Annotated in this window: 19 protein-coding genes; 13 read left to right on the forward strand and 6 right to left on the reverse strand. The window is 27.7% G+C overall.

What is annotated here, in order from left to right; all coding sequences use genetic code 4:
• Positions 1–8: 8 nt before the first annotated feature.
• From glpK to ACXYRK_RS00960, 5 genes are read left to right on the forward strand one after another with little or no spacing between them, the layout of a single operon-like run.
• Positions 9–1,526 carry a glycerol kinase GlpK gene (gene glpK / locus ACXYRK_RS00940; RefSeq protein ID WP_458617592.1) on the forward strand — a complete coding sequence of 506 codons (1,518 nt, stop codon included), beginning with the start codon at positions 9–11 and terminating at the stop codon, positions 1,524–1,526.
• Between the two features lie 7 nt (positions 1,527–1,533).
• Entirely contained in the window at positions 1,534–2,292 is a 759-nt protein-coding gene (locus tag ACXYRK_RS00945) for an MIP/aquaporin family protein (protein ID WP_458617593.1), read from the forward strand.
• Positions 2,293–2,301: 9 nt separating this feature from the next.
• Positions 2,302–3,285: a dihydroxyacetone kinase subunit DhaK gene (dhaK, locus tag ACXYRK_RS00950; protein ID WP_458617595.1), complete on the forward strand. Its 984-nt coding sequence runs from the start codon at positions 2,302–2,304 to the stop codon at positions 3,283–3,285.
• Positions 3,276–3,887 carry a dihydroxyacetone kinase subunit DhaL gene (dhaL, locus tag ACXYRK_RS00955; RefSeq protein WP_458597799.1) on the forward strand — a complete coding sequence of 204 codons (612 nt, stop codon included), beginning with the start codon at positions 3,276–3,278 and terminating at the stop codon, positions 3,885–3,887. Before dhaK ends, dhaL begins: the two co-directional genes overlap by 10 nt.
• Complete coding sequence (locus tag ACXYRK_RS00960; RefSeq protein ID WP_458617596.1) at positions 3,887–4,267, forward strand: PTS-dependent dihydroxyacetone kinase phosphotransferase subunit DhaM; 381 nt, start codon at positions 3,887–3,889, stop codon at positions 4,265–4,267. Before dhaL ends, ACXYRK_RS00960 begins: the two co-directional genes overlap by 1 nt.
• A gap of 26 nt (positions 4,268–4,293) precedes the next feature.
• Here the strand turns inward: ACXYRK_RS00960 and ACXYRK_RS00965 are convergent, their stop codons facing one another.
• Positions 4,294–10,062 (reverse strand): coiled-coil domain-containing protein, encoded by a 5,769-nt coding sequence (locus ACXYRK_RS00965; protein ID WP_458617598.1) that lies wholly within the window; start codon positions 10,060–10,062, stop codon positions 4,294–4,296.
• Positions 10,063–10,265: 203 nt separating this feature from the next.
• Here ACXYRK_RS00965 and upp point away from each other — a divergent pair, with 203 nt between their 5' ends.
• From upp to der, 8 genes are all read left to right on the forward strand, one after another.
• Complete coding sequence (upp, locus tag ACXYRK_RS00970) at positions 10,266–10,892, forward strand: uracil phosphoribosyltransferase (RefSeq protein ID WP_458615186.1); 627 nt, start codon at positions 10,266–10,268, stop codon at positions 10,890–10,892.
• Between the two features lie 7 nt (positions 10,893–10,899).
• The gene (locus ACXYRK_RS00975) at positions 10,900–13,215 is read left to right on the forward strand and encodes a class I tRNA ligase family protein (protein ID WP_458617600.1); all 2,316 of its coding nucleotides are present in this window, start codon (positions 10,900–10,902) and stop codon (positions 13,213–13,215) included.
• Positions 13,216–13,223: 8 nt separating this feature from the next.
• Positions 13,224–15,914 carry an endopeptidase La gene (gene lon / locus ACXYRK_RS00980; RefSeq protein ID WP_458617602.1) on the forward strand — a complete coding sequence of 897 codons (2,691 nt, stop codon included), beginning with the start codon at positions 13,224–13,226 and terminating at the stop codon, positions 15,912–15,914.
• Positions 15,914–17,404 carry an APC family permease gene (locus ACXYRK_RS00985; RefSeq protein WP_458613962.1) on the forward strand — a complete coding sequence of 497 codons (1,491 nt, stop codon included), beginning with the start codon at positions 15,914–15,916 and terminating at the stop codon, positions 17,402–17,404. The genes lon and ACXYRK_RS00985 overlap by 1 nt, the downstream gene beginning before the upstream one ends.
• Positions 17,374–17,814 carry a peptide-methionine (R)-S-oxide reductase MsrB gene (gene msrB / locus ACXYRK_RS00990; protein ID WP_458597812.1) on the forward strand — a complete coding sequence of 147 codons (441 nt, stop codon included), beginning with the start codon at positions 17,374–17,376 and terminating at the stop codon, positions 17,812–17,814. Before ACXYRK_RS00985 ends, msrB begins: the two co-directional genes overlap by 31 nt.
• A gap of 64 nt (positions 17,815–17,878) precedes the next feature.
• The gene (locus tag ACXYRK_RS00995) at positions 17,879–18,301 is read left to right on the forward strand and encodes a hypothetical protein (RefSeq protein ID WP_435129568.1); all 423 of its coding nucleotides are present in this window, start codon (positions 17,879–17,881) and stop codon (positions 18,299–18,301) included.
• Positions 18,291–18,959 (forward strand): (d)CMP kinase, encoded by a 669-nt coding sequence (gene cmk / locus ACXYRK_RS01000; RefSeq protein WP_435129571.1) that lies wholly within the window; start codon positions 18,291–18,293, stop codon positions 18,957–18,959. The genes ACXYRK_RS00995 and cmk overlap by 11 nt, the downstream gene beginning before the upstream one ends.
• Complete coding sequence (gene der, locus ACXYRK_RS01005) at positions 18,952–20,259, forward strand: ribosome biogenesis GTPase Der (RefSeq protein WP_458617604.1); 1,308 nt, start codon at positions 18,952–18,954, stop codon at positions 20,257–20,259. The genes cmk and der overlap by 8 nt, the downstream gene beginning before the upstream one ends.
• Before the next feature lie 512 nt (positions 20,260–20,771).
• Here der and ACXYRK_RS01010 read toward each other — a convergent pair.
• From ACXYRK_RS01010 to ACXYRK_RS01030, 5 genes are all read right to left on the reverse strand, one after another.
• Positions 20,772–22,370: a DUF262 domain-containing protein gene (locus tag ACXYRK_RS01010; RefSeq protein WP_458617606.1), complete on the reverse strand. Its 1,599-nt coding sequence runs from the start codon at positions 22,368–22,370 to the stop codon at positions 20,772–20,774.
• A gap of 88 nt (positions 22,371–22,458) precedes the next feature.
• A complete protein-coding gene (gene frr, locus ACXYRK_RS01015; protein WP_458617608.1) occupies positions 22,459–23,010 on the reverse strand; it encodes a ribosome recycling factor in 552 nt (183 codons plus the stop codon).
• Entirely contained in the window at positions 23,010–23,729 is a 720-nt protein-coding gene (gene pyrH, locus ACXYRK_RS01020) for a UMP kinase (protein WP_458617610.1), read from the reverse strand. The genes frr and pyrH overlap by 1 nt, the downstream gene beginning before the upstream one ends.
• A gap of 211 nt (positions 23,730–23,940) precedes the next feature.
• A complete protein-coding gene (locus ACXYRK_RS01025; protein ID WP_458617612.1) occupies positions 23,941–24,540 on the reverse strand; it encodes a hypothetical protein in 600 nt (199 codons plus the stop codon).
• Between the two features lie 335 nt (positions 24,541–24,875).
• Positions 24,876–25,173, reverse strand: a 298-nt coding sequence (locus tag ACXYRK_RS01030) for a hypothetical protein (RefSeq protein ID WP_458617613.1), incomplete at its 5' end; no start/stop codon positions are given.

Raw genomic sequence — 25,173 nt, forward strand, 5'->3', positions numbered from 1 at the left:
GAGGTTGTATGACAGATAAATATATTATTACACTTGATTCAGGTACCACATCATGTCGCACATTAGTAGTCGACCATGATGGGAATATAAAAGCAAGTGCTCAAAGTGAATTTACTCAATATTTTCCTAAATCAGGTTGAGTAGAACACGATCCACTTGAAATATGAAATACACAACTTTCAACTATGCAAAGTGCTAAACATGCAGCAAAAATTAAATCTCATGATATTGCAGCATTAGGAATTACAAACCAACGTGAAACAGTGGTTTTATGAGATAAAGAAACAGGATTACCTGTATATAACGCGATTGTTTGACAAGATCGTAGAACAGCTGAATTTTGTGACACCTTAATAAAAGATGGTAAAGAAGAAATGTTTCGTTCTAAAACAGGATTAATTATTAATCCATATTTTTCAGGAACAAAAATTCGTTGAATCTTAAAAAATATTAAAGAAGCTCAAGAAAAACTTGCACAAGGAAAATTGCTTGCAGGAACAATTGATACATGACTAATATGAAAATTAACAAACGGAAAAGTACACGCAACTGATGTATCTAACGCTTCTAGAACATTGTTATTTAATATTCATACACTTGATTGAGATCAAGAAATTTTAGATTTATTAGAAATACCAAAATCAATTCTTCCTAAAGTGAAATCATCATCAGGACACTTTGGGGTGGTAAGTCCACACCATTGATCAAATAAAGCAGTAGGACAAGTTCCTATTACAGGTGTTGCAGGAGACCAACAATCAGCATTGTTTGGACAATTATGTACAGAAGTTGGTATGGTTAAAAATACTTATGGTACAGGATGTTTTACACTTGTAAATACCGGTAATGAGGCAGTTGATTCAAAAAACAAACTTCTTACTACTATTGCTTGAAAACTAGGCGATCAAAAAGTTGTTTATGCCCTTGAAGGTTCGGTTTTTGTTGCCGGTGCAGCGATTCAGTGACTTCGTGATTCGCTTAGACTGTTATATAATGCAGCAGAATCAGACTTTTTTGCTTCATTAGTAAACGATGATCAAAGAGTTTATGTGGTTCCATCATTTACAGGTTTAGGAGCACCATATTGAGATTCATATTCACGTGGAGCTATTTTTGGTTTAGAACGTGGAAGCAAACGTGAACATATTATTAAGGCAACATTAGATTCTATTGCTTACCAATCAAATGATTTGATTTCGGCGATGCAAAAAGATTTAGGTAAACCAATTGTGGCTTTAAAAGTTGATGGAGGTGCATCTAATTCTAACTACTTGATGCAGTTTCAAGCTTCAATTTCAAATTTAAAAGTAGAAAGACCTAAAAATATTGAAACAACCGCCTTAGGTGCTTCATATTTAGCAGGATTAGCAGTAGGTTACTGGAAAGATTTAGAAGAAATTAAACAAATAAATCAAATTGACCGTGTATTTACACCATCATTTAGTCAAGAAAAGATTAATCACTTGCTTAAAGGTTGACAAACAGCGGTTAAAAAGACATTAAATTGAACTAAAGATATAGAATAGGAGAAATATGGATTATCATTTTTGATTAACAGTATTATCAGAATTTTTAGGTACAATGGTGCTTATTATTTTAGGTAATGGTGTTAATTACTCTGTGTCTGGTAGAAAAATGTTTGCAAATCAACCAGGAAAATGAACAGTAATAATTTTTGGTTGAGGTATAGCAGTTATGGCGGGTGTTTTAGTCTCAAGATCTCTTGGTGGTTTCGGACATTTAAATCCTGCTGTAAGTATTTATGGTGCGATAAGCAATAAAGATGCAACCTTATTGATATATATACCGTTTCAATTATTAGGTGCGATGGTAGGGCAAATAGTTTTAGATTTTATAAATTGAAAACACATTCAAGAAACAGAATTATCCACTATACGAAGTTCACATTGCACCGGACCAGCATATGATAACAAAAAAGACAAAGCATTAATTTTTAACTTTTCTTATGAATTAGTAGGAACATTAATGTTGGTTGGAGTTATTTTAGCATTTAATCGTGGTGCAGCAGCAAAAGATGTTGCTAGTTTAGGTCCTTTACCTGTAACTTGATTAGTTGTAGGTATCGGTGCTTCTATCGGTGCTTCAACAGGATATGCTATTAATCCGGCACGTGATTTTGGACCAAGAATAATTTATTGATTCTTAGAATCGATAATGCTTAAAAAACGTAAAAGTGAACATATAGGAGCAAACTGAAAATATTCATGATTACCTGTAGTAGCACCATCATTAGCAGGAGCAATAATTGGACTGTTTGCGTTAATTCATTAGAAAGTTATTATGAAGAAAATATTAAATAACCCACAAAACATAGTTGATGAAATGTTAGAGGGTTTTGTAAAAGTTAACAAAAATGTTAAAAGAGTTACTGGATTTAATGTTATTTATAATCCAAACTTTGATAAAAACAAAGTTGCTTTAATTTCTGGGGGTGGTTCAGGACACGAACCAGCACATGCCGGATATGTAGGACAAGGAATGCTTGCAGCAGCGGTTGCTGGTGAAGTATTTACATCACCTACACCTGATCAAGTTGAAGCAGCAATCAACCAAATAGACTCACAAGTAGGAACATTACTGATTATCAAAAACTACACAGGTGATAAATTAAACTTTGAAATAACTAAACAACTTGCACAAGCAAATGGAAAAAATGTTAAAAGTGTTTTAGTTGACGATGATGTTGCTGTTGAAAATTCAACTTGAACTATTGGTCGTCGCGGAATTGCTGGAACAGTTTTTGTACATAAAATAGCAGGTGCAGCAGCAGAAAAAGGATTAAATTTATCAGAAGTAAAAAGAATTGCAGAAAAAGTAATTAAAAATGTAAGAACATTTGGAATTTCACTAAATTCAATTTTTATCCCCACCACAGGTAAAGAATCGTTTTCTTTAAAAGAAGACGAAATAGAATTTGGATTAGGGATTCATGGAGAACCTGGAGTAAAAAGAGAAAGAATTAAATCATCAAAAGAAATAGTTAAAGAAATGTTAGATTTAATATTAAATGATTTAGATTATAGCAATTCTGATGTAGCTTTAATGGTAAATGGACTTGGTGGAACACCAGAAATGGAATTATATATTGCTGCTAATGATATTCATAATTATCTACAAACAAAGAATATAAATATTTATAGCAGTCATTTAGGTAATTTTATGACTTCCTTAGAGATGCAAGGATTTTCTATTTCACTACTTAAATTAGATTCTGAACTAAAAGAAATGCTTGATGCACCAACCGAGGTAAGAAATTGGAAGTAAAATATCAGAACTTAGTTGATGCAATGCATCAGATAAATATAGATTTGCAAGATAATCAAGATTATTTATCTTCGCTAGATCAAGCGATAGGTGATGGTGATCATGGATTTAATATGGTGCGGGGTTTTGTTAAAGTTGCTGAAATTAGACCTAATAACCTTGATTTAAGTGGTTATTTAAATCAAGTTGGTAGAACTTTGATGTCAGTTGTTGGAGGTGCTTCTGGACCTTTGTATGGTATGGCATTTTTACAAAGTGGAAATACACTTAGAGGAAGTGAGAAGTTTGACTTTGTTGAATTTAAAACCTTAATTAAAACCTTTGCAGCTTCACTTGAAAAACTTGGACGAGTTATACTAAATGAAAAAACAATGTATGATGTCTGAAAACCACTTGCAAGTTATTTAGAAAATAAAAATAACTTGCAGCAAGAAGAAAAAGATAACTTAACAGAGTTTGTCAAATCGCTTTCAGATAAAACTAAACAAATGCAAGCAAACAAAGGAAGAGCATCATATTTAAAAGAAAGATCGATTGGAACTGTTGATCCAGGATCTTATTCAAGTTATTTAATACTTAAAAACCTAATTAAGGTGCTTTAATGAAATTGTTTATTATTGTTAGTCATTATTTAAAACTTGCACAGACTATTAAAGAATACTTGTTAAAAATGTTGCCTATAAAAAAAGAAAATGTTAAAATAGAAGCAAAAGGCGGGATAAATGAAGAATTAGGTACAGATCCTTTTAAAATTTTAGAAGTAATCAAATCTAATCCTGATATAAGTGAAATATTTATCTTCCCTGATTTAGGTTCTGCTGTATTATCAGCTGAATCAATGATACCTATGATAGAGGATAAAAAAGTATTTATCAGTAAGGGAGCAATTGTTGAAAACACATTTGCTGCATATGTTTTAGCCAATGCAGGTGCAGACTTTGAATCTGTTTGTCAAGCAAGTTTAGCACCTTTACAAAAATAAAACCAAGTTTATAAAACTTGGTTTTATTAATTATCAAATGGTTTAAAAAACCAAGGAAGTGGGTACATATTTGGATTTATTGCATTCATTTTCATCATATATGAAGCAAGTGATCTAGTGTTATTTAATATTAATGGATTTTGTCCATCTCAGTTGATCCCAAAATAATTATAAAAGTTTTTGCTATAGGTTCAACTTTGTAAAAATCTTAAAGGAGCACCAGAATTTATAGTAGAAATATAAATATTATCAGCACCCATAACACCTGTACCAGAATTACCGGCATTAAAATATGCAGGTGTATATCCATCTTGTCGGTTAAATCCGACATTTTGATCACTAAAGATAGCGCGATTTAATAAATATCCATTTTCTTTTGCATAAGGATAACCATTCATTACAAACTGAGCCCGAACTGAGGTGAAGAATTCTAGATTTTGCCCATTGGTATTAAGTTTTAATGGAGGTAATTTATATCAGTTTTCAAACCATGCTGCTCGAACGTATAGTCCACTGTTATAGGCTTGTTCGATTACAGGTTTAATATCAACGATAGCAACTGTCATATCAGCAAATGCAGGATTTTGTCCATTTAAATCAAGTTGTTTTAAACCTGTTCAAACTATAGCAGCTTTAATGTTTTTTGGTGTATAAACATCGTTTTGACCAGCATCAACATTGTTTGAATAGTTATCTAAAGCGATATTCATATATCTACCTGCTTCAAAACGATTAGGTAAATTGTTTCCTTGCAGCGAATCTATATTGAATTTATTACCACCTTCAACATGGTTGTTAGTAATAATGTAAAATAAACCACTGTTTGGATCATCATTTACTTTTGCTAGCATTGTAGCAGTTCCGCGAGAATAACCAAACGTTCTAGATTTTGCATTATTAACTAAATCTATATTTACATCATTTTCTTTTCAACTACGATGTAAGAATTCGTTATCTTGCAAATACCCATCATGTAGTTTAAAATCAACATTTTGGTTTGGATTATATCAACTTAAATCGTATGCTTTCGGATCACTTATGAATGTTATCGGTTCGTTTTCTTGGTTGTAATCTAATTTTGTATAATCAAAAATATTTGTTTTTACACCAAAATTTTCTTCAACATTGTTTTCATATTCAATATGTATTGCAGCAGCATTTGATGCAAGCAGAAATGCCTTGTTTGGATCAAATTCATCAAACTTATCACTGTTATAAAATTTCGCATCACCGATTCCATATAAGTATCTTAATAAGTTACCAACAACTAATTTATACTTTGCATCAGTTAACTCGAAAACAAAATTAATATCACCTGAGTCATTTAATGTAGTGGTCAATGAAAAAGGTATATGAGGAAGTTCTTTTGAAACTTTTTCATAAAAAACATTCGATGTATGTGAATTTATAGTGATGGTTTTTTGGGTTTTTAATTTATCGTAATCTATTTCAAAATCATATCCACCTTTATTTTGGTGATCTCTATCAGAAATTCTTGATTTTCTTTTTGCGTTTTGAACTAAAACATTTCCAAAAAGATGTAAATATATTTTTCGATGGTTTGAATTATTGGATTCAAAAGTTTTAGCAAGATATTTAGATTTTAAAGTTCAATGAGCAGCATTATTTTCCTTGTCAAAAGTTCATAATGCATCTTTATAATATAATTCAATTTCCCTACTTCTAAAAATTGAATTTTTCTTGTATACAGTTGTTAAAGGTTTTTCTTTTGAAATATCTAAATCAACTTTAACTTCATTATTAGAGTTTCCTAATAAATATCATGTTCTACCGAAAATAGTTCTTCCTGGTTTCTCGTATTTTAAGGTTATATAGATATTATCGCCCGCATGAACAAGTTTATCAAGTTTAATATAATCTTTTGCAACCGTATAATCATTGTATGTTAGTGCTCTTGGATTTATGGTAATAAATTGATTAAAATTGCTTGCAGAAAGATTTTTAGCAACAAAGTTGCTTGATAAAGTTAAATCGGATTTTTTAATATTATTTAATATAACTTCAGGATATAATTTATCTTTATAATCGTTTTTTAAATTAACCAATGTGATAGAGTGATTAATATGATATCTTTTGTTTGTGTTTGTTTTATCTATAAATCCTAATTTAAATATCATCTTTCCGTATTCAGGATTTTGAACATCGTAGAAATAAATAAAATATTTTTTATTTATTTCATTCAAATTTAAATTATTTGAAACATCTGTTGATAAAGATATATCATCGTGATTGTATTCGTTTTTGTTGACATTTTCTTTTTTGAAATTATCACTTTCATCTTTAAATTCTTCGTTTTTTTCAACAGATACAGCCGTAGTGTTTTTAAAAGTAAGTAAGTAATTAAGCATTATCTGTGCATTTTGTCTCACTATATCAGTTGGATCTAAAACACTGTATTTAACTTCGCTGTGTCCTGTAAATTCAGCAAGGACTTTGCGATATTCAAAGTTTTTACTATTAATTTTATTAATGGTATCTTTATCTTTTTGATCAATTTCGTTATTTTCTCTTCGTGAAGGTGTTGGTTTAAAGTCATCATCAGTAAATTTGTTATTATTTTTAGGTTTAATATCGCGATATTGAATAGGTTTTCAATATTTGATATCTAGCGTTAAATTATCATAATCACTTTGATTTAATTTGATTTCATTACCATTTCCATCTTTAATTGAAAAAGTAATTAAAGCATTATTGGTAAAATGCTTACCTGCCAATTTGATAGTGGATGATTTAGCATATATCTGATATTCACCTATTTTAGGAAGTATATAGACATCATTAAATGTATCTTCAGGGTTCCTTTGGATAATTGAATAATTATTATGTGTGTTATTTAGGTTTTTGATTTTTATAAGGTTAAAGAGTTTTGAACCAGATTTATCCTTAAAAATTTCAAAAATCTTATCAAGTGCTTTTTGCTGTTTTTGTGTTAAATTATTAATTCTATCAAAATTTTGTGTTGTAAAACGAAGCGAGATTTCTTTTTTTAATTGTCCTTTTGTAACAATGAAATTAAATATAGCAGATGATTTAGTTGGATCTCCTGGATCGATTTCAAAAAGATGATTATTGGTGGTTTTTAAATCAACAGTAGTATCAGAAGATATATTATAATTAACTCAAGGATTGTTTTCTTTAAACCACATTAAAACAATGTTTTTTATTTGCATTGCTGAAAGTTTATTTGAATGATCTGCTGCATCATCAAGTAAAGGAAAATTTTTCTCGTTGTTTTTTGTTGTTGGTTCAACAAAAAAATCTTTATTATTAAATTGACTCTTTATTTTTTCATAAAAAGGTTCAATGTTATGTTTTCAAAATCATCATCTAAATAAACCTGCTTTTGTAAAAGCATTGTGGTATTCTTTGTATTGTCCATTGCTTCCTGTTTCGTTGTAATATTTTGTGTTACCTAAATAAATAGGGTTAACATAAAGATTTACAGGTTTATAATAATCGCTTTGTTTGAAAGCATTATTTAAGAAAATAGAAGCATCAAAAGTTTGATTATCTTCAGGTAAAAAATCTATTGAGTTTAAACTTGATACATTTAATGTTTTAATTATATGATTATTAAATAGTAGTTCTATATTCAAATTTAATTTATTATTTAAATCAAAGAAAGTAGTTGAATTTTCTTTGATTTTAAATTTAAAGTAGTTGTTAATATATGTTTGTTTGATAGATAAGTTATCTTTAAGAATTTGTAATGTAATAGCACTTTTTTTATAAAGACCTAAATTAAAATAATTAATATTATAGATTTCATCGAGATTTTTAATCGACGACTCATTAATAATGTTATTTACATCTTTTTCAGAATTATTAATTCTTAATTCGCTTGTTATATTACCATTTCAGTCATTATTTTTAGCAGATGTATGATAAGTTAAAATCAGTGTATTTTTATTATCATCTTTTAAATTTATATCAGTTAATTTATAATTAAATTGATTACTTTTTGGTTCTTGCAACCATAATTTTGCATTATTAAGATTAAAGGAAAGTGAAGTTAAATAACGATTTAAATCATATTTTGAGAGTCGATCATCAAGTTTTACATTAAGTTGCTTTTGTGCTTGTTTCTGATAATCATTGTTATTTTGATTATCTTTTTTATCTAATAATGAATCGAGTTTTTGCTTTCATAGAGCTAAGTTATTAATGAGTGTTTCCCTTAGATTCAAGATATGATTTAGATTGAATGTTTTAAGTTTTAAATCAGAAGTAAAAAACCTTAAAACAGCAGCAGAAAGTGAATTTAATTGATTTAAATCATCTTGACTGATATTGGATTTATCTAACTGTGATTGAGTGCTATAAGTTATGTTCAACTTGTTAAAAATATCTATAAACGAACTTAATTGATTGGTCTTTTGATTAATATCAGCAGCTATTTTTTGTGTTGATATATATTCATCAAGTTGCTTTTTTAAATCATTTGAAAAATTATTATTATTTTTGATTTTGTTAAACCCAGATAAAGCATTTTGGTAAACTTGATTACCGTTTATATTGTTTAAAAAAGAAGAAATTAAACTTATATATGTATTTAGTTTTTCTAGATAATTGTTATCTGTGGCTATATTTTCAATGTTTTTTAATAATTTTGAATTAGAAGCATCATCAAATGAATTTTTTGAAATTTGTTCATCTAATTTAGTTTTATTATCGCTGTTTATATAGTTAATATCATTATCTGTTTTTAATTGATTATATTTATCTAAAAGTATATTTAATTTTTCTTTTTCTTTGTTTAATTTATTTGCTCTACTTAAAAGTGTATTAATTTCATTGGAAATTAATACATTATCAATAGCATTAATAAATTGTGATTTAGTATCGTTTGTTAAAAGATTGAATGAAGTTATTTGATTTTTTGCTTGATTTTTAAGATTGTTTAGTTGAGTATTTGATTTATTTTTGTTTTTTAAACTATCAATTTCAGCATTTATTTGCTCTAAAATACTTTGGTATTGTATAGTCAATTTGTTAATATCATCAAACTTTTTTGTTGATATATTTAATGTGTTAAATTGTTCAAAATATTGCTTGAGTTCCGAAACATTTTGATGAGAATTTTTGATATTGGAAATTTCATCAAAAACAAATTTATTTGACTGTAAAATAGTCAAAAAAGAATTAAAACCGTTAATTCCATCTTGTTTTAGTAAAATTTGCAAAAATTTATCATTTGATAAATCATAATATGAAGAAAATTTACTTATTTCTTGTAAAAAAGTGTCATATTTTGCTTTAAATTTTACATAATTATCAATGGTAGAACTAATTTGAGCATCTTCATTAATAATTTTGTCCTTATATTCATCTATGTTTTTTGAATTCACACTTTTCAATTGATTAAGCAACTGGTTAATTGATTCATCTACATTTATATTTGAATTGATTAACGTAAAATATTTGGAACTATTTGCATCTGATAAATATGTTTTTAACTGTGAAACCTTTAAAAAAGTATTTTTTCAGTCAGTTAAATAACTTTTAAAAGATGTTAAAAACTTATCGAAATCTTTTTCTTTTACACTCTTTATAATCTTTTTTAAATCAGGTTTATAAGCGTTTGTTTGTGTTGGTAAACCTTTTCATTCAATAGTTTGTTCTATTTTAATAACAGACTGATTTTGATATTTCTTTTGTGATTCTAATGTTAAATTATTATGAGTTAAACCCACTCCTAAACCTACTGCTGTTGCTAAAACAGCAGAAGATGCTAATGTAGCAGCAGTTATAATTATTTTTGTTTTCTTTTTCATAATTACCTATATTTATATATTTATATTTTAGATTATTTAAAAATATAATGAAATTTCTTATAAAGTTCGCATTTAGTCCTTTTTTTGGTTCTCTTTCGATAAAAATAAATAATAAAAATGCAACTGCATTTATAAATAATTAGAAAAATATAAAAAAGTATATAATATAAAAATATTTATATAATGTGAAATTAGGAGAAATGATGCTTAAAATTTTAGAACACCCACTTATTAAAATAAAACTTACTAAATTACGTGATAAAAATACATCACACAAAGAATTTAGAAGTAATTTAAATGAAATAGGTTCGCTAATGGTTTATGAAATTATGCGAAATTATAAAACAAAACCTAAACAAATTACAACTGCTTTAGGACAGGACTTTGTTGGTGATACATTTTCAAATGAAATAGTTTTGGTACCCATTTTACGTGCTGGATTAGGTATGACAGAAGGTTTACTTGATTTAATTCCACAAGCAAGAGTAGGACACATTGGAATGTATCGAGATGAAGAAACCTTACAACCAAACGAATACTTTTTTAAGATGCCTAATGTTCCAAAAGATAGTTTAATTATAGTAGTTGATCCGATGCTTGCTACAGGAAATTCAGCAGTAGATGCGATTAGACGGATTTATCAAGAGGGTTATACAAATGTACAGTTAGTGTGCCTAGTTGGAGTTAAAGAGGGTGTTAATAATGTTTTAAGTCATTTTGGAGAAGACTTTCATATATATTTATCTGCACTTGATGCTAGGTTGAATAATAAAGGTTATATCGAACCTGGTTTAGGTGATGCAGGGGATAGAATTTTTGGAACAAAATAGGAGCAGAATGTCTTATAAATTTGAAGAAATAGAAAAAAAATGACAAAAATATTGACTTGATTCTAAAAATTTTGAACCTTCAAATAATTTTACATTACAAAAGAAATACATAGTTAGTATGTTTCCGTATCCTAGTGGGAAAATCCATATGGGACATGTTAAAAATTATGCTATAAGTGACGCGATGGCACGTTTTTATCGTCGTCAAGGGTTCAATGTATTTCATCCATTTGGGTGAGATGCGTTTGGTTTACCTGCTGAAAATGCTGCAATAAAAAATAATATTCATCCTAAAAAATGAACTTATGAAAATATTAAAAATATGGATGCTGAGTTAAAAAGACTTGGTTTATCTTTTGCCTGAGATCAAGAATGTATTACAGCAGATGCAACATATACAAAATGGGAACAATTTTTATTTATTCAACTTTGAAATAAAGGTTTGATTTATAAAAAGAAGAGTTTGCTTAATTGATGCGAAAATGATAATACAGTTTTAGCAAATGAACAAGTAGTTGATAATAAATGTTGACGTTGCAATGAAAATGTTGTGCAAAAAGAAATGGATACATATTATTTAAAAATAACTGAGTATGCTGATGAACTTTTAAATGATTTGAAAATATTAGAAAATCATTGACCCCAACAAGTTTTGACAATGCAAAAAAATTGAATTGGTAGAGAAGAAGTATATAAAATTATCTTAGAATCTGCAAATAAAGATTTTGAAATAGTTGTTTTTGAAAAAGATTATCAAAATATTGTAAATGCAGACTTTTTGGCTATAAATTTTAAACACCCACTTGTGAAAAAACTAAAAAATCAGGGATTTTTGAACGAAAAAAAACAAAAAATACTTGATGAAATAAATAATTGTGTGATTAACAAAATTTTTGGTAAGAAATTGTCAATAAAAACACCATTTCAAGTTATTAATCCAGTTACTCATGATTTTTTAGATGTTTATATAACAGATTTCGCAAGTTTTTCTGCAAAAGAAGCACAATTTGCTTCAAGTAAGAATGAAAGTCATTTATCATTTATGAATGCAAATAGCATAAGTGTAAAAAACAAAATTAAAAATTATGTTGTTTTAGAAAAAGAACTAAAAAAGGTAGTTCAATATAATCTTAGAGATTGAGGAATTTCGAGGCAAAGATATTGAGGAACACCAATTCCTTTAATTCATTGTCAAGTGTGTGGAACTATACCAGTTCCCGAATCGGATTTACCTATATTATTACCTGAAAAAGTTGAATTCATCGGAAAAGGAAATCCTATTTTAACAAACAATGAATGACTAAAGACCAAATGCTATCGTTGTGGTATGGACGCAAAACGAGAAACAGATACACTTGATACATTTTTTGAATCAAGTTGATATTGAATGAGATATACAACACCACAAATTTTCAGGGATAATAACTTGTTTATCAAAGAAAATATAAATTACTGAAATCAAGTAGATGAATATATTGGTGGTATAGAACATGCAATTTTACACCTTTTATATGCTAGATTTTTTTCTAAAGCACTTGCTGACCTTGGTTTAATAAATTATCGCGAACCTTTTTTAAATCTTTTAACACAAGGAATGGTGTTAAAAGATGGTGCAAAAATGTCGAAATCAAAAGGTAATGTAGTTGAACCAAAAGAAATGATAGAAAAATATGGTGCAGATGCAACCAGATTGTTTGTTTTTTTTGCTGCTCCACCAGCAAAAGAATTAGATTGAAGTGATGCAGGACTAAATGGATGTTTTAAGTTTTTGAATCGACTAAGTGATAGAATTAATGAATTGCCTGAAAATACAACCTTAGATGAAATAAATATAGAAAAGTTATCTTCACAAGAAAAGAATGCAAGAAGAAAACTTTATCAAGGAATGCAAAAATATTTAGATGTCTTTAACAAAAGAGAAAATGAATATGCATTTAATACTGTTATTGCATGAGTAATGGAAACATTTAATGAGTACGATACGATTAAAGATGTTGCTTTATTAAAAGAGATGTATTATGTCGTTTTGAATATTTTAGAACCTTTTGCCCCACACCTTGCTTGAGAATATTCAGAAAAATATTTTAATTTAAAAAACTTAAAAGATTTTAGTATAGATGAATCAGCATTAATTGTGAACGAATTAAGTTATGGTATAACCGTAAATGGTAAAGTCCGTGGAGAAATATTGGTTGATATAAATTCAAGCGAATCAGAAGTTTTAGAAAAAGCACAAAAAGAAGTTACAAAATGATTAGAAGGAAAACAAATTATTAAAAAAATATTTATACCTAAGAAATTAATTAATTTTGTCATAAAATAAGGAGAATAATGAAAAATAAAAACATATACCCATTATTAGTTGTTGATACAAACTGAATGTCTTTTCCAAAAGGTATTCATCAAATAGAAACAGATGCATTTAATTTGTATTCATCTGGCGCTTTAGTTATTCCTAAAACAAATATAGAACATAAATTTGTTATTTCGTTTACAAATAATGAGCATGAATTAGAAAGTAAAGCAGTATTTGTTAAATTCTTAAAGGCAGAACCACTTGAACCTCCTGTAAAAGATTCAGAACGAGATCAAAAATGTATGTTGACATATGAAGTTTTAGGTTTTTTTAACATAAAAGAATATGGTTTCGCAGAAACAGATGAAGATGGTTATGTTTTGTTAGAAACTTATCAACCTGTTAAAGAAGGAGATGGAGATAAACTATATGAAGAACAATTAGTCAGAGTTTGTTCGGGTGAAGTAAAGTTTGTTCCTGAAGAACCTAATTCTGATGAAACAAATGAAGTTTATAAATTTGACTTATTACCACAAAATCATGATTTAGATGCAATGCTTTCTGCTTTAAAAGGGATAAGGGATACTGAAAAAATCCCTGGTATAAAAGAAACACAATCAGTTAATATTATTTTTCAATATAATCCGATAACAAAAAAACCATATACAACCGATGACCTTTCTGCACTTATTAATTCATATTATCCGAACTTTGAATTAAAAACAAGAGAAGAAAAAATTAAGTTTTTATTTACTTTTTTATCATTTTTATCACCCGAAATAAATGAAAAGTTTGCTGCATTTTATAAATTTAACATTATTTCTTTAATGAAATTAATTGCATCCGCAACAGGTATGATGAGTCAAAATGTTGATATAGAATCACAAATGACTCAAAAGATGACAGATAAAATGGCAAGTCAACATAAAGAATATGTACTTCGTGAAAAATTAAAATATATACAAGATGAATTAGAAGGAATGAATGTTGATCCAAGCGATGATGATGATTATGCAAAAGAGCTAAAAGATAAAAATAAATCTTTCCGTTACCCTGAATCAGTAAAGAAAATTATTGCTGAAGAAACAAAGAGAGCGAACGAAATGATGGCTACATCACCAGAAGCAAATATTTCAAAAACTTATGTCAATCATCTCAAAAAACTACCATGAAGACTTACACAAAAAGAGTTATTAGATTTAGATCATGCTAAAAAAACCCTTTCTAAGTATCATTATGGACTTGAAGAAGTTAAGCAACGTGTTTTAGAATATATCGCTGTTATTATTAATACAGAAAGAAACAAAAAGAAAAAAGAAAATAAATTACCTTATGATGAAAATTATGAGATTGATATGAATTTGTTTAAGGATTCTAATAAACAAAATGATAAAACATTTAATAATGTCCCTATTATTTGTTTAGTCGGGCCACCTGGGACAGGAAAAACTTCGCTTTCTAAAGCAATTGCAGAATCATTATCCAGAAAGTTTGTAAAAATTTCTCTTGGAGGAGTGCATGATGAAAGCGAAATCCGTGGACACAGAAGAACCTATGTAGGAGCAATGCCGGGAAAGATTATCAAAGCTATTTCACAATGTTCTGTTTCTAATCCAGTTATCTTATTAGATGAAATTGATAAAATGGCTTCAACAAATAAAGGGGATCCGGCATCTGCGATGTTAGAAGTTTTAGATCCAGAACAAAATACAAAGTTTCAAGATCACTACTTAGAACATGAATACGATTTATCTAAAGCAATTTTTATTGCGACTGCTAATTATTATGAAAACATTCCTCATGCTTTAATAGACCGTGTTGAAGTTATCGAATTATCTGCTTACACATTAACTGAAAAATTAAAAATTGCACAGCAACACTTGATGCCAAAAGTAACAGAACAAGTTGGGGCAAGCAGCGACTTTATGCATATTTCTGAAGACACAATGAAATACATTATTCAAAACTATACCAAAGAAGCCGGAGTTCGTGGATTAAAACGTGTCTTAGATAAATTAGCACGCAAATTCGTGCTTAAAAAACTCGAATTACCAAAACTAAAAAATAAACAATTCGAGGTAAAAATAAATGATTTAAAAGAACTTTTAGGACCCGAAAAATTTAAAGATAATGAAAATGATGGATACAAAACCCCTGGTGTAGTTAATGGTTTAGCATATACATCAGTTGGTGGATCAACCTTGCAAATTGAAGTTAATACTTATCCAGGAAAAGGAGAAATTAAATTAACAGGTTCATTAAAAGATGTTATGAAAGAATCTGCTAATATATCACTTTCATATGTGCGTGCAAATGCTGCTAGATATGGTATTACAGACTTTAATTTTGATGAAACAACAATTCATATTCATGTGCCTGAAGGAGCAGTACCAAAAGATGGCCCAAGTGCAGGAGTGACATTTACCACTGCATTAATATCAGCATTATCACAACGAATTGTATCATCTGAAATAGGTATGACAGGTGAAATAACTCTTAGAGGTAATGTTTTAGATATCGGTGGCCTAAAAGAAAAATCATTTGCTGCCGCTTCTAAAAACTTAAAATATGTTTTTATACCTACAGGAAATGTAAAAAACTTAATTGATGTTCCTATGGAAATTAAAGAAAAGTTAACTTATATTCCTGTATCTAATTATGAAGAAATATATGAAGTAGTTTTTGAGAAGAAGAAACCCAAAAAACAATTAGAGTTTAAGCAATAGTGAAAAAACATTTTAGTGAAAAATCATTTACTTTTTTCACTATCAACTTTATTGTTGGTTTAGGTTTCCTTACAACTTTTTCAGAAATACTAAATATAGGATTTTACGGATATTTAGTTATCGTTCTTTGTTTGCTTACAATGATAGGAACTGCATTAGTATTTGCTCGTTTAGGGAATGCTTTTAAAGAACATTATGGTGGTTCATATGCTTATGCAAGACACCTTGATTCAACCTTGTTTGAAGAACAGTCAAATGTTGAAAACAAATGATATAAATTTAAAAAAGGTTTTGTAAAGAATTTTTGTTATTTCATTGGTTGAAATCAATTCTTACAATCACCTGTTTTATCATCTGTGTCACCTTTGTTTTTAGCGCAAACTTTTGAATTAGTAATACCTAAAACTATTTCAAATTATATAACTATAATATGGATTATAAGGGTCATTGCATTTATCTTCTTTGGTGCATTAATATTGATATCAACCAAAGGATTATCACTTAATACAAAAGTTGTATTTTTAACATCTGCTGTAAAATGAGCATTTTTGTTGATAGGTTTTGTAAACTTAGTATATCTTTCGGTTATAAAACCAGGTGGATATACAGTTGTTTATGAAACAACAAAAAAAGCAACATCTACAATGATTTTTGGAAGTATTTTAGTTTTTATTTTTGCTTTTGCAGGAATTGAAGATATGGCTTCTATGGCAAAGGACGCAGAATTTAAAAATTTTAAAAGAATTTTATTTGTTTCCCTAGGAATTGTAGCAGTTGTTTACTTAGCATTTTATAGTGTTTATTTAGCAATAAAGTTTGATTCAAATAACAATGAATTTTCACAAATTTATTATCTTGTAATGAATATTACAGGAACGATTGTGTTTATTATTGGATTTATATTTAATGATATAGGGTATAAAATTACACAAACGGTATCTACAGCAAGAAAGTTAATTCCGCTTGCATTAGATAATCATATTAATCCAAAATATGCAGATCATAATAAACACGGTGAATACCGTAATGCAATCATTTTAACAGCAGTTATTACATTTATAGCAATGCTTGTTTTATGATTAGTACCAACCCTTTTAAGCAAAACAAAAGATAATGATAACCCGTTCTTTACAGCTGTTATAAAAGTAAATAGTTTAGCACTGTTAATTGAAGATACTTTAACAGCTGTTGTAGCATTAATTTTAGAAAAAAAGAAACAAATATCTAAAATCCCGTGATGAGAAAAAACAATATATATAGTTAATATTTTATGAATTTCAACTTTAATTTTATTTTTCTTAGTACCAAACATATTAGGTAACAACTGAGATGAGACCAACACCTTTGTTGTAGTTGTATATCTATCATTTGTTTTGATAGGATTTATAATAAAATGAATGTGAATTTATAAACAAAAGAAACCGAACAACTTAAAAAAGATAATTTTTTGAAAGGAAATATGGAACAAAAGAAAAAAGAACAACGTTTAAAAGAACTTACAGAATTACAATATAAAGTAACTCAAGAAGGATATACAGAACATCCATATTCAAATGAATATGATGAACATTTTGAAGAAGGAATTTATGTGGATATCGTTGATGGAACACCACTTTTTAAATCACAAGATAAATTTAATTCAGGATGTGGGTGACCAGCATTTAGTAAACCGATAGATGAAGATGTTGTAACAGAACATAGCGATTATTCACATAATATGATTCGAACTGAGGTAAAAAGTAAAAATGCCGATTCACACTTAGGACATGTATTCAAAGATGGTCCAAGAAAATTAGGTGGACTTCGGTACTGCATTAATTCTGCATCATTGCGTTTTATTCCCGTAGATAAATTAAAAGATGAAGGTTATGAAGAATACCTTGAATTATTTAAAAAATAACTGTAAAGCACTATAATGTGCTTTTTGTTATTTCAAAATATAAAAAATAAAGTAAAATAACTATATGAATTTTAATGGTTCAAAAGTAGATGATTCAAACGAAGATAAGGATGTTTTAGATAACCTAATTCTGCTATCTCAATCAGGAAATGATGAACTAAAAAAAGAGCAAAAATGATTCAAAAAGAACATTAATTCAGCTTATAAATATCAGCAAAATGTTAGTATCGAATCCAAATTAATAGAAAAACAAGAAGTTTTTGATTTCGATTTTAATTATTTGTATAAAGAATTATTACAAGGTTATATAGACTTAAAAATTAAATTCGATAAACAAAACGACTCATATGTAGATGATATAGAATTTATTGAAAAAGATAAAGCACAATATTTAATTGATACATTAGCTTCAGAAGAACACAATATATCAAATACTACAAAAGTAAGAATAAAGAAAAAGAAACTTGGAGGTAGTGATGAAAGTTAATATTGCAATAGATGGGCCATCTGGAGTAGGTAAATCCACAGTAAGTAAGCAAATAGCAAGCAGATATGGTTTCACTTTTATAAATAGTGGTAGTGTATATCGGGCAATCGCAAAAAACACCATTGATAATGGTGTTGATTCTCGTGATCAAGAAAATGTTATTAAGACATTACAAAAAGGTATGATTAAACTGCTAGAAAATGACAGAATTGAATTAAAAGGAATTGATGTATCAAAAGCTATAAGGGCCGATTATATCTCACAAATAACTCCGTCTGTGGCTAAAATTCCTGCAGTGCGAGAGTTCGTGGTTGATTATATTCAACAACTTACTAAAAAACGTAAAGGATATATTATCGATGGGAGGGATACAACTTTTAAAATTATGCCCCATGCTGAAGTAAAAATCTTTTTATGAGCAGAAGAAGAAGAAAGAGCAAAGCGTAGAATGAAGCAAAATCAGGAATTAGGTTATAATACAGGTTTTGCAGAAGTGCTTTATGAAGTAAAAAAACGAGACGAACAAGATATGAATCGTGAAGTTGATCCGTTACATAAAACTGAAGATGCAGTATTTATTGATTGTACTAATTTGGAGATAGAAGAAGTGATAGCAAAAATTATGGATTTGGTTAAAGAAAGGTCAAAAGATGCATAATACAGTTGCAATTATTGGAAAACCTAATGTAGGAAAAAGCACCTTATTTAATCGTATTATAGGTAAAAAGATATCAATTGTTTATGACCAACCAGGTGTTACAAGAGATAGATTGTATGAAAAAATTACTTGATCAGGTCATGAAATCAAATTAATTGATACCGGTGGAATTGAAATTGAAAATAAACCTTTTCAAGAACAAATCCAGATTCAAGCAAAAATAGCGATTGAAGAAGCAGATGTTATTGTTTTTATTTTTGATGGGACAAACGAAATAAGTAATGATGATTTATTTATAATGAATATTTTAAGAAAAAGTAATAAACCTATTGTTGCTGTTGCAAACAAGCTAGAAAACAACCAGCAATTTGATTATGGATGATATGCTTTAGGAGTTGAACATATTTATTCTGTTTCTGCATTACACGGTGAAGGTGTTGGTGAAGTTTTAGATAAGTGTTTAGAATATCTTGATTTCAGCGATGAAGATCAAAATGATTATTTTAATTTAGCGATTATCGGAAAACCTAATGCTGGTAAAAGTTCGCTACTTAATAATTTAACTAAAGAGTATCGTTCAATTGTTTCAGAAATTGCAGGAACCACACGAGATAGTGTTAAATCAACTGTTGAAATAGACCATAAACTATATAATGTGATTGATACAGCAGGAATAACAAAAAAATCAAAATTAATTGAAAGTGTTGATCATTATGCTTTGATGCGAGCGATGAATTCGCTATCAGAAGCTGATTTGTCTTTGATAGTAATCGATGCGACACAACAAGAAGTATCACATTTTGATTCTAGAATTATAGGATATGCATTAGAGAATGAAAAACCAATAATTGTGGTAATAAATAAATGAGATTTAGTTGAAAAACAAACAAATACAATGGCTGATTATGAAAAGAAAATGAGAAATAAATTTCATTTTGTTCCATGAGTTCCTTTTGTATTTATTTCAGCAAAATTTAATCAAAGAATTAATAAGTTGATAGTAACTTTATCAGAAGTTCGTGAAAATATGGAAAGAGATATAAAACCGTCGTTGCTTTCTAATTTAGTGCTTGAAACACAACTTATTCAACCAGCACAACCGTTTAATGGTGGAAGATTAAATATTTATTATGTTCGTAAAGAATTATCAAAAATACCTACTTTTACATTCTTTGTAAATAATAAAAAATTCTTACACTTTTCATATCAAAGGTTTTTAGAAAATCAATTGAGAGCTACCTTTAATTTCAAAGGTTGTCCAATTAAGATGTATTTTAAGAATAAGAATGGGTTGGAGTAAAATTGGTTGATAAAAACTAGAGTTAGTTAACATTTTCTTTAAGAAAAATAATTAAAATAAAGTAGAAGGTTATAGTGGCATTGATTAGAACCTAAATTTTTGCTGTTTTTAACCTAGCAAAAAAAACGGCATATTTTTAAAATAAGACGCCGAGTGGTCCCTTAGGCGTCCTACTTATGAATAGTATAAGGATTTTATTTATTAATGTGGTATTAAAGAAAGAAAATTTACATAATACTTTAAAATCTAAATATTCTCATATCATTTTTTAATTTTTTTCGCCATTAATTTTCTTCTTTCAGGCAAAAATTTATCTTTATAATCTTTATATGTTCAGTTTATTATATCTTTTGGAATACAGTTTTCATCGAGATTTTCATCCAATTCTTCTAAGGAAATCTTTCTACCAAGGAAAAGAGAATTATTTGTTTTTATATCTTGAATTATTTCTTTAAAATATACATTAGGTGCTTTGTCTTTGATCTTAATATTTATATTCTTTTCTAAATATACTAAGTTAGCAGAATGGTTGTATCATTTTTTCTCAGATAAAATGAATATTCATTAAATTCATTAGAAGAATTAATTAAATATTGTTTGGGAAAAATATGGTGTTTGTCACTGATTAAATTTTTTAACATATCCTCTTGTGTTAATCAAGGAGTAAGAAATCCTTTATTGCCGTTAGCAACTGAGGCGGCATAATAACATTTTAGAAAAGGATTTTCTTGTATACTTGTATCTAAGAGTTCAGGAAGTCTTAGTTCTCAAAAATCAGTTGTCAATTCTGTTTGATCTATTTTTCTTAATATCACTTCGATTCCTAATTCTTTTATATTTCTTAAATCATTAATAACTTGATCAACATAACTATCTTTATATCTTTTTGTTAATAAAGACATTATATACCATTTAACAGTGTATTTTTTAACTTCTTCCATACCAAGACGAGAAAGTTTTCTAAGCTTTAAAAAGACTATATAAGCAATATTTATTACAACAGAATTTTTATTGATTTTTATATTTTTAAATCCTATATTTTTGATTGCTTGTGTAAAAGTATTGAAATTATATTTGTCTATAAAACTCGAAATTCCATTAATAATTTTTTCAAAATTACTTTGTATATTTTCTGGAATATATTCTCTTTTTTCGAAATCCCTACCAGATAATAATTCAACAAGATCACTCATTTTTGCTCTATCAAAAATATGAGAAAATGAAACAAATAATATATCATTCACTGATGGTTTATAAATATAATCATTATTATTTATATTACTAAGTCAAGTAATTTTCTGACCCATTTCAGTTTTAAAAAAATCTGGATCAATTTTTTCAATCTCTCTGTAAATATTATTATCGGTTTTTAGGATTTCAGAAAAATAATTCATAACTCTAATTATATTTGTTCCGTAATTTTTATTTGCAGAAATTTTACTTATTGAATAATCCAAAAGCTTTAAAGGTGTCCCTTTGGAATTTATCCTTATAAAAATTTCTGTAAGCGTTTCCAGATCAACATATTCTTTTATTTCAATTACCCCAATATTAGTTGATCATATTTTATGTTTTAAATTATCTATTTTGCTATCGATATCTTCCATAGTTATTTCTGGATTATCATTAATATATTTTTGACAAACTTTATAATGAGAATGACCTTTAAATATATCTGAAATATCAGATATTCATTTTTTACTATTTTTTGTATATGCATTTTGTATTTTAAAAATCTCTTCATTTTTCTTAGGGAAGGGGTTAAAAGAAACAATTATTCTTCTTTTTTTATAATTTTCATCCAAGACTTCTAAACCATTAATTATTGCATTTAGAGCAGTTAACCTTTGTTGACCATCAATCAAAACAGTTTCAAAATCATCATTTGAAACATAACTCTTCCGTTTTATATCATTATTACGAGGTCTGTTTGTTATTATATAACCTATTGGGAAACCATGATATAAGGAATCGAACAAATCACTTACTTGTTTGTCTTTTCAAACATAAGGTCTTTGCATTTCGGGAATTATAAGTTTATCCTGAGAAAGTTCATAAATAATATCTTTAATTGTTCTTTGTTTTAGTTCATATTTAGTATTATTTTCCATAATCTTCCTTGTATAAATGTGAATATTTCCTTTATTATATACAAAAAAAAAAAAAAAAACAAACCACAAATTTTTGCACCGGAGCTTGTTATTTGTTTAGTAGTTCGTTTTCTTTTTCTTTGGTTAATTGAACGACTTTTTCAATTAATAAATCTACTTCTTTTTGAACAGCATCTAAGTATTTCTTTTCTTCATCCTCAGAAAGTTCTTCATTTGCTTTAATCATCTTATTTATTTCTTGACGAGCATTACGGATTCCTATTTTAGTTGCTTCAGTTAGTTTTGCTAAGTTCTTGATCATCTCTTTACGACGTTGAGTTGTTAAAGATGGAAATGTAAGTCTAATTTGATTACCTTCATCAACGGGGGGAATCCCAAGATTTGCTTTATCTAAAGCTTTAGCAATTTCTTTTACTGATGTCATATCATAAGGCTTAACTAAAAGTTGTTGTGGTTCAGGAACTGAGATGTTTGCTAATTCATCAAGTGGAGTGGGAACATCATAATAGTTTATCCGAATCCCTTTAATAAGTTGTGGATTGGCTCTACCAGTAGAAATTTTTGACATCTCAAATTTAAAATGACTAATTGCTTTTTCAGATTTTTCTTGTAGTTCTAATAAATAAGTTTCTATATCCATTATTTAATTACCTCTGTGTGTGTTATTTGTCGTTTTAAAACTTTTAATATTGAATCTTCTTCGAGTAAGTTAAATATAATTAAATTAATATTGTTATCACGAGCCATACTAGTGGCAGTTAAATCCATAACTTGTAATTTTTTTTCAAGTATTTCATTATATGTAATTTTATCATATCTTTTTGCATTCGGATTTGTTTTTGGATCACTATCATAAATCCCATCGGTTCCATTTTTACCCATTAAAATAACTTCTGCACCAATTTCAGATGCATATAATGTAGATGCAGTATCAGTGGTGAAATAAGGGCGACCAGTTCCACCGACAAAGATTACAACCTCTCCATCTTCAAGGTATTTCATTGTTTTTTCATTTACATAGTTTTCCGCAACACGAGCATCAATGTTCAATGAACTTTGCACCCTTGCTTTAAGTCCCACAAGCTCAAAACCACTACGAAGCGCTAAACCATTCATTATGGTAGCGAGCATCCCGATGTAATCGGCACGATTACGAGGAATACCATTTTTTTCAGCAGATGCACCTCTTCAGAAATTACCACCACCAATAACAATAGACACTTGTACACCTTGCTTTACAATTTCTTTTAATTGTATGGCAATTTTCTTAACAAGTTCGTTATCAATTGCTAGGTGTTTTTCTTTGTTAGCAAAACCTTCACCAGAAAGTTTTATTAAGATTCGTTTATATTTAATCATTTTTCCTCTAATATAATTTATTTATCATATTATAAACAAATTTTATGAATTGTTATATTTAAATATAAAAGGACATTTAAAAATGTCCTTTTATTAATTCTTGTTATCATTTTTTATTAAAATTTTAAGGTATTTATAAAAGTTATTTGTATTTTTATGACAAGTGAATTCAACTTTTTATATTACGACTTTATGTTTTTATATAATAAACTTATACATCAGCTTTATCAGTTGTTATAATTGAAGGTAAATATTTATAAAGATTCAAAATTTCTTGTTTTGTAGCTTTTTTAATCGTTACTGATTTGCTTTTGTCAATATATTTTATGTTCATTAACAATTTTGGGTCTCTATTTTTATAATCTAAAGGAAGGTTTTCACCTAATAAATAAAAATCAACAACAAAAAATGTCAAATTATTTTCACCTTTACTTTTATAGTCAGGAACTAATACCAAATTTGGAATTTTATCATCGTTTACTCAAACCTCATACATTAATAAATTTTTCGTTTTAAAGAATTCAACAATATCTTGGTTATTTAAATAAATTTCTTTAAACTTTTCTAGATTAATTTCCTTTAATTTTTCTTCTGTTAAATTATTTATATCAAAAACTACCTTGTCTTTGAACAAATTATAGTATTTCTTGACAAAAGACAAATTAAACTTATCTAAAAACCGTTTATTTAATTCTTCAACTGAATTAATATATGAATATTTATTTTTTAATAAATATTCAAATTTACCAGCATCTTCTTTATTGTTTTTCCACATATAATAAAAATAATTATCGTTAATATCTTTAATCATATTGTCTTTTTTATAAGACAGTATATATGAATAAAAATTGCCTATATCATCTTTATTATATTTATTAGAGTCTTTTTGTGAATATGAGCAAGAAGCAACCAGGAAAGAAAAAGAAGCGGAAGAAATAGATAATATTTTTTTAATCTTATTTTTCAATATAATATCTCCTTATCATAAAATTTTGTAAGAAATTAATTACCTATATGATTTCTTACATTTTTATTTTATAAAAAAAAGAAGAAAGTAATCTAGAAAAAGATATAAAAAGTCATTTAAACTTTTTATATCTGCAAATTTTATGGAAAAGAAATATGCACTTATACTTACTATACAAATTACACCAACACCTTTTTAATAATTTCTTTAGCCTTTACTTTATTATTTTTAGCTAGTTCTTTTTTATACTCACTATAATTAATTCTATTTATCTTTTCTAAATTATTTTTAGCATATATAGTATTTAAATAAGTAAATAAATAATTATATGATGCAACATTAAATGCTATATTAGCATCTACATCATACCCCGGCAAGAATCCATCAAGTAATGTATCTTTTGCTTCACCATTACTTAACATAGTATACCACCCCAGCACTTCGTTATTAAGTTTTTCATTAGCATCCTTATACATA

Source organism: Mycoplasma sp. AC1221, from assembly GCF_054353815.1.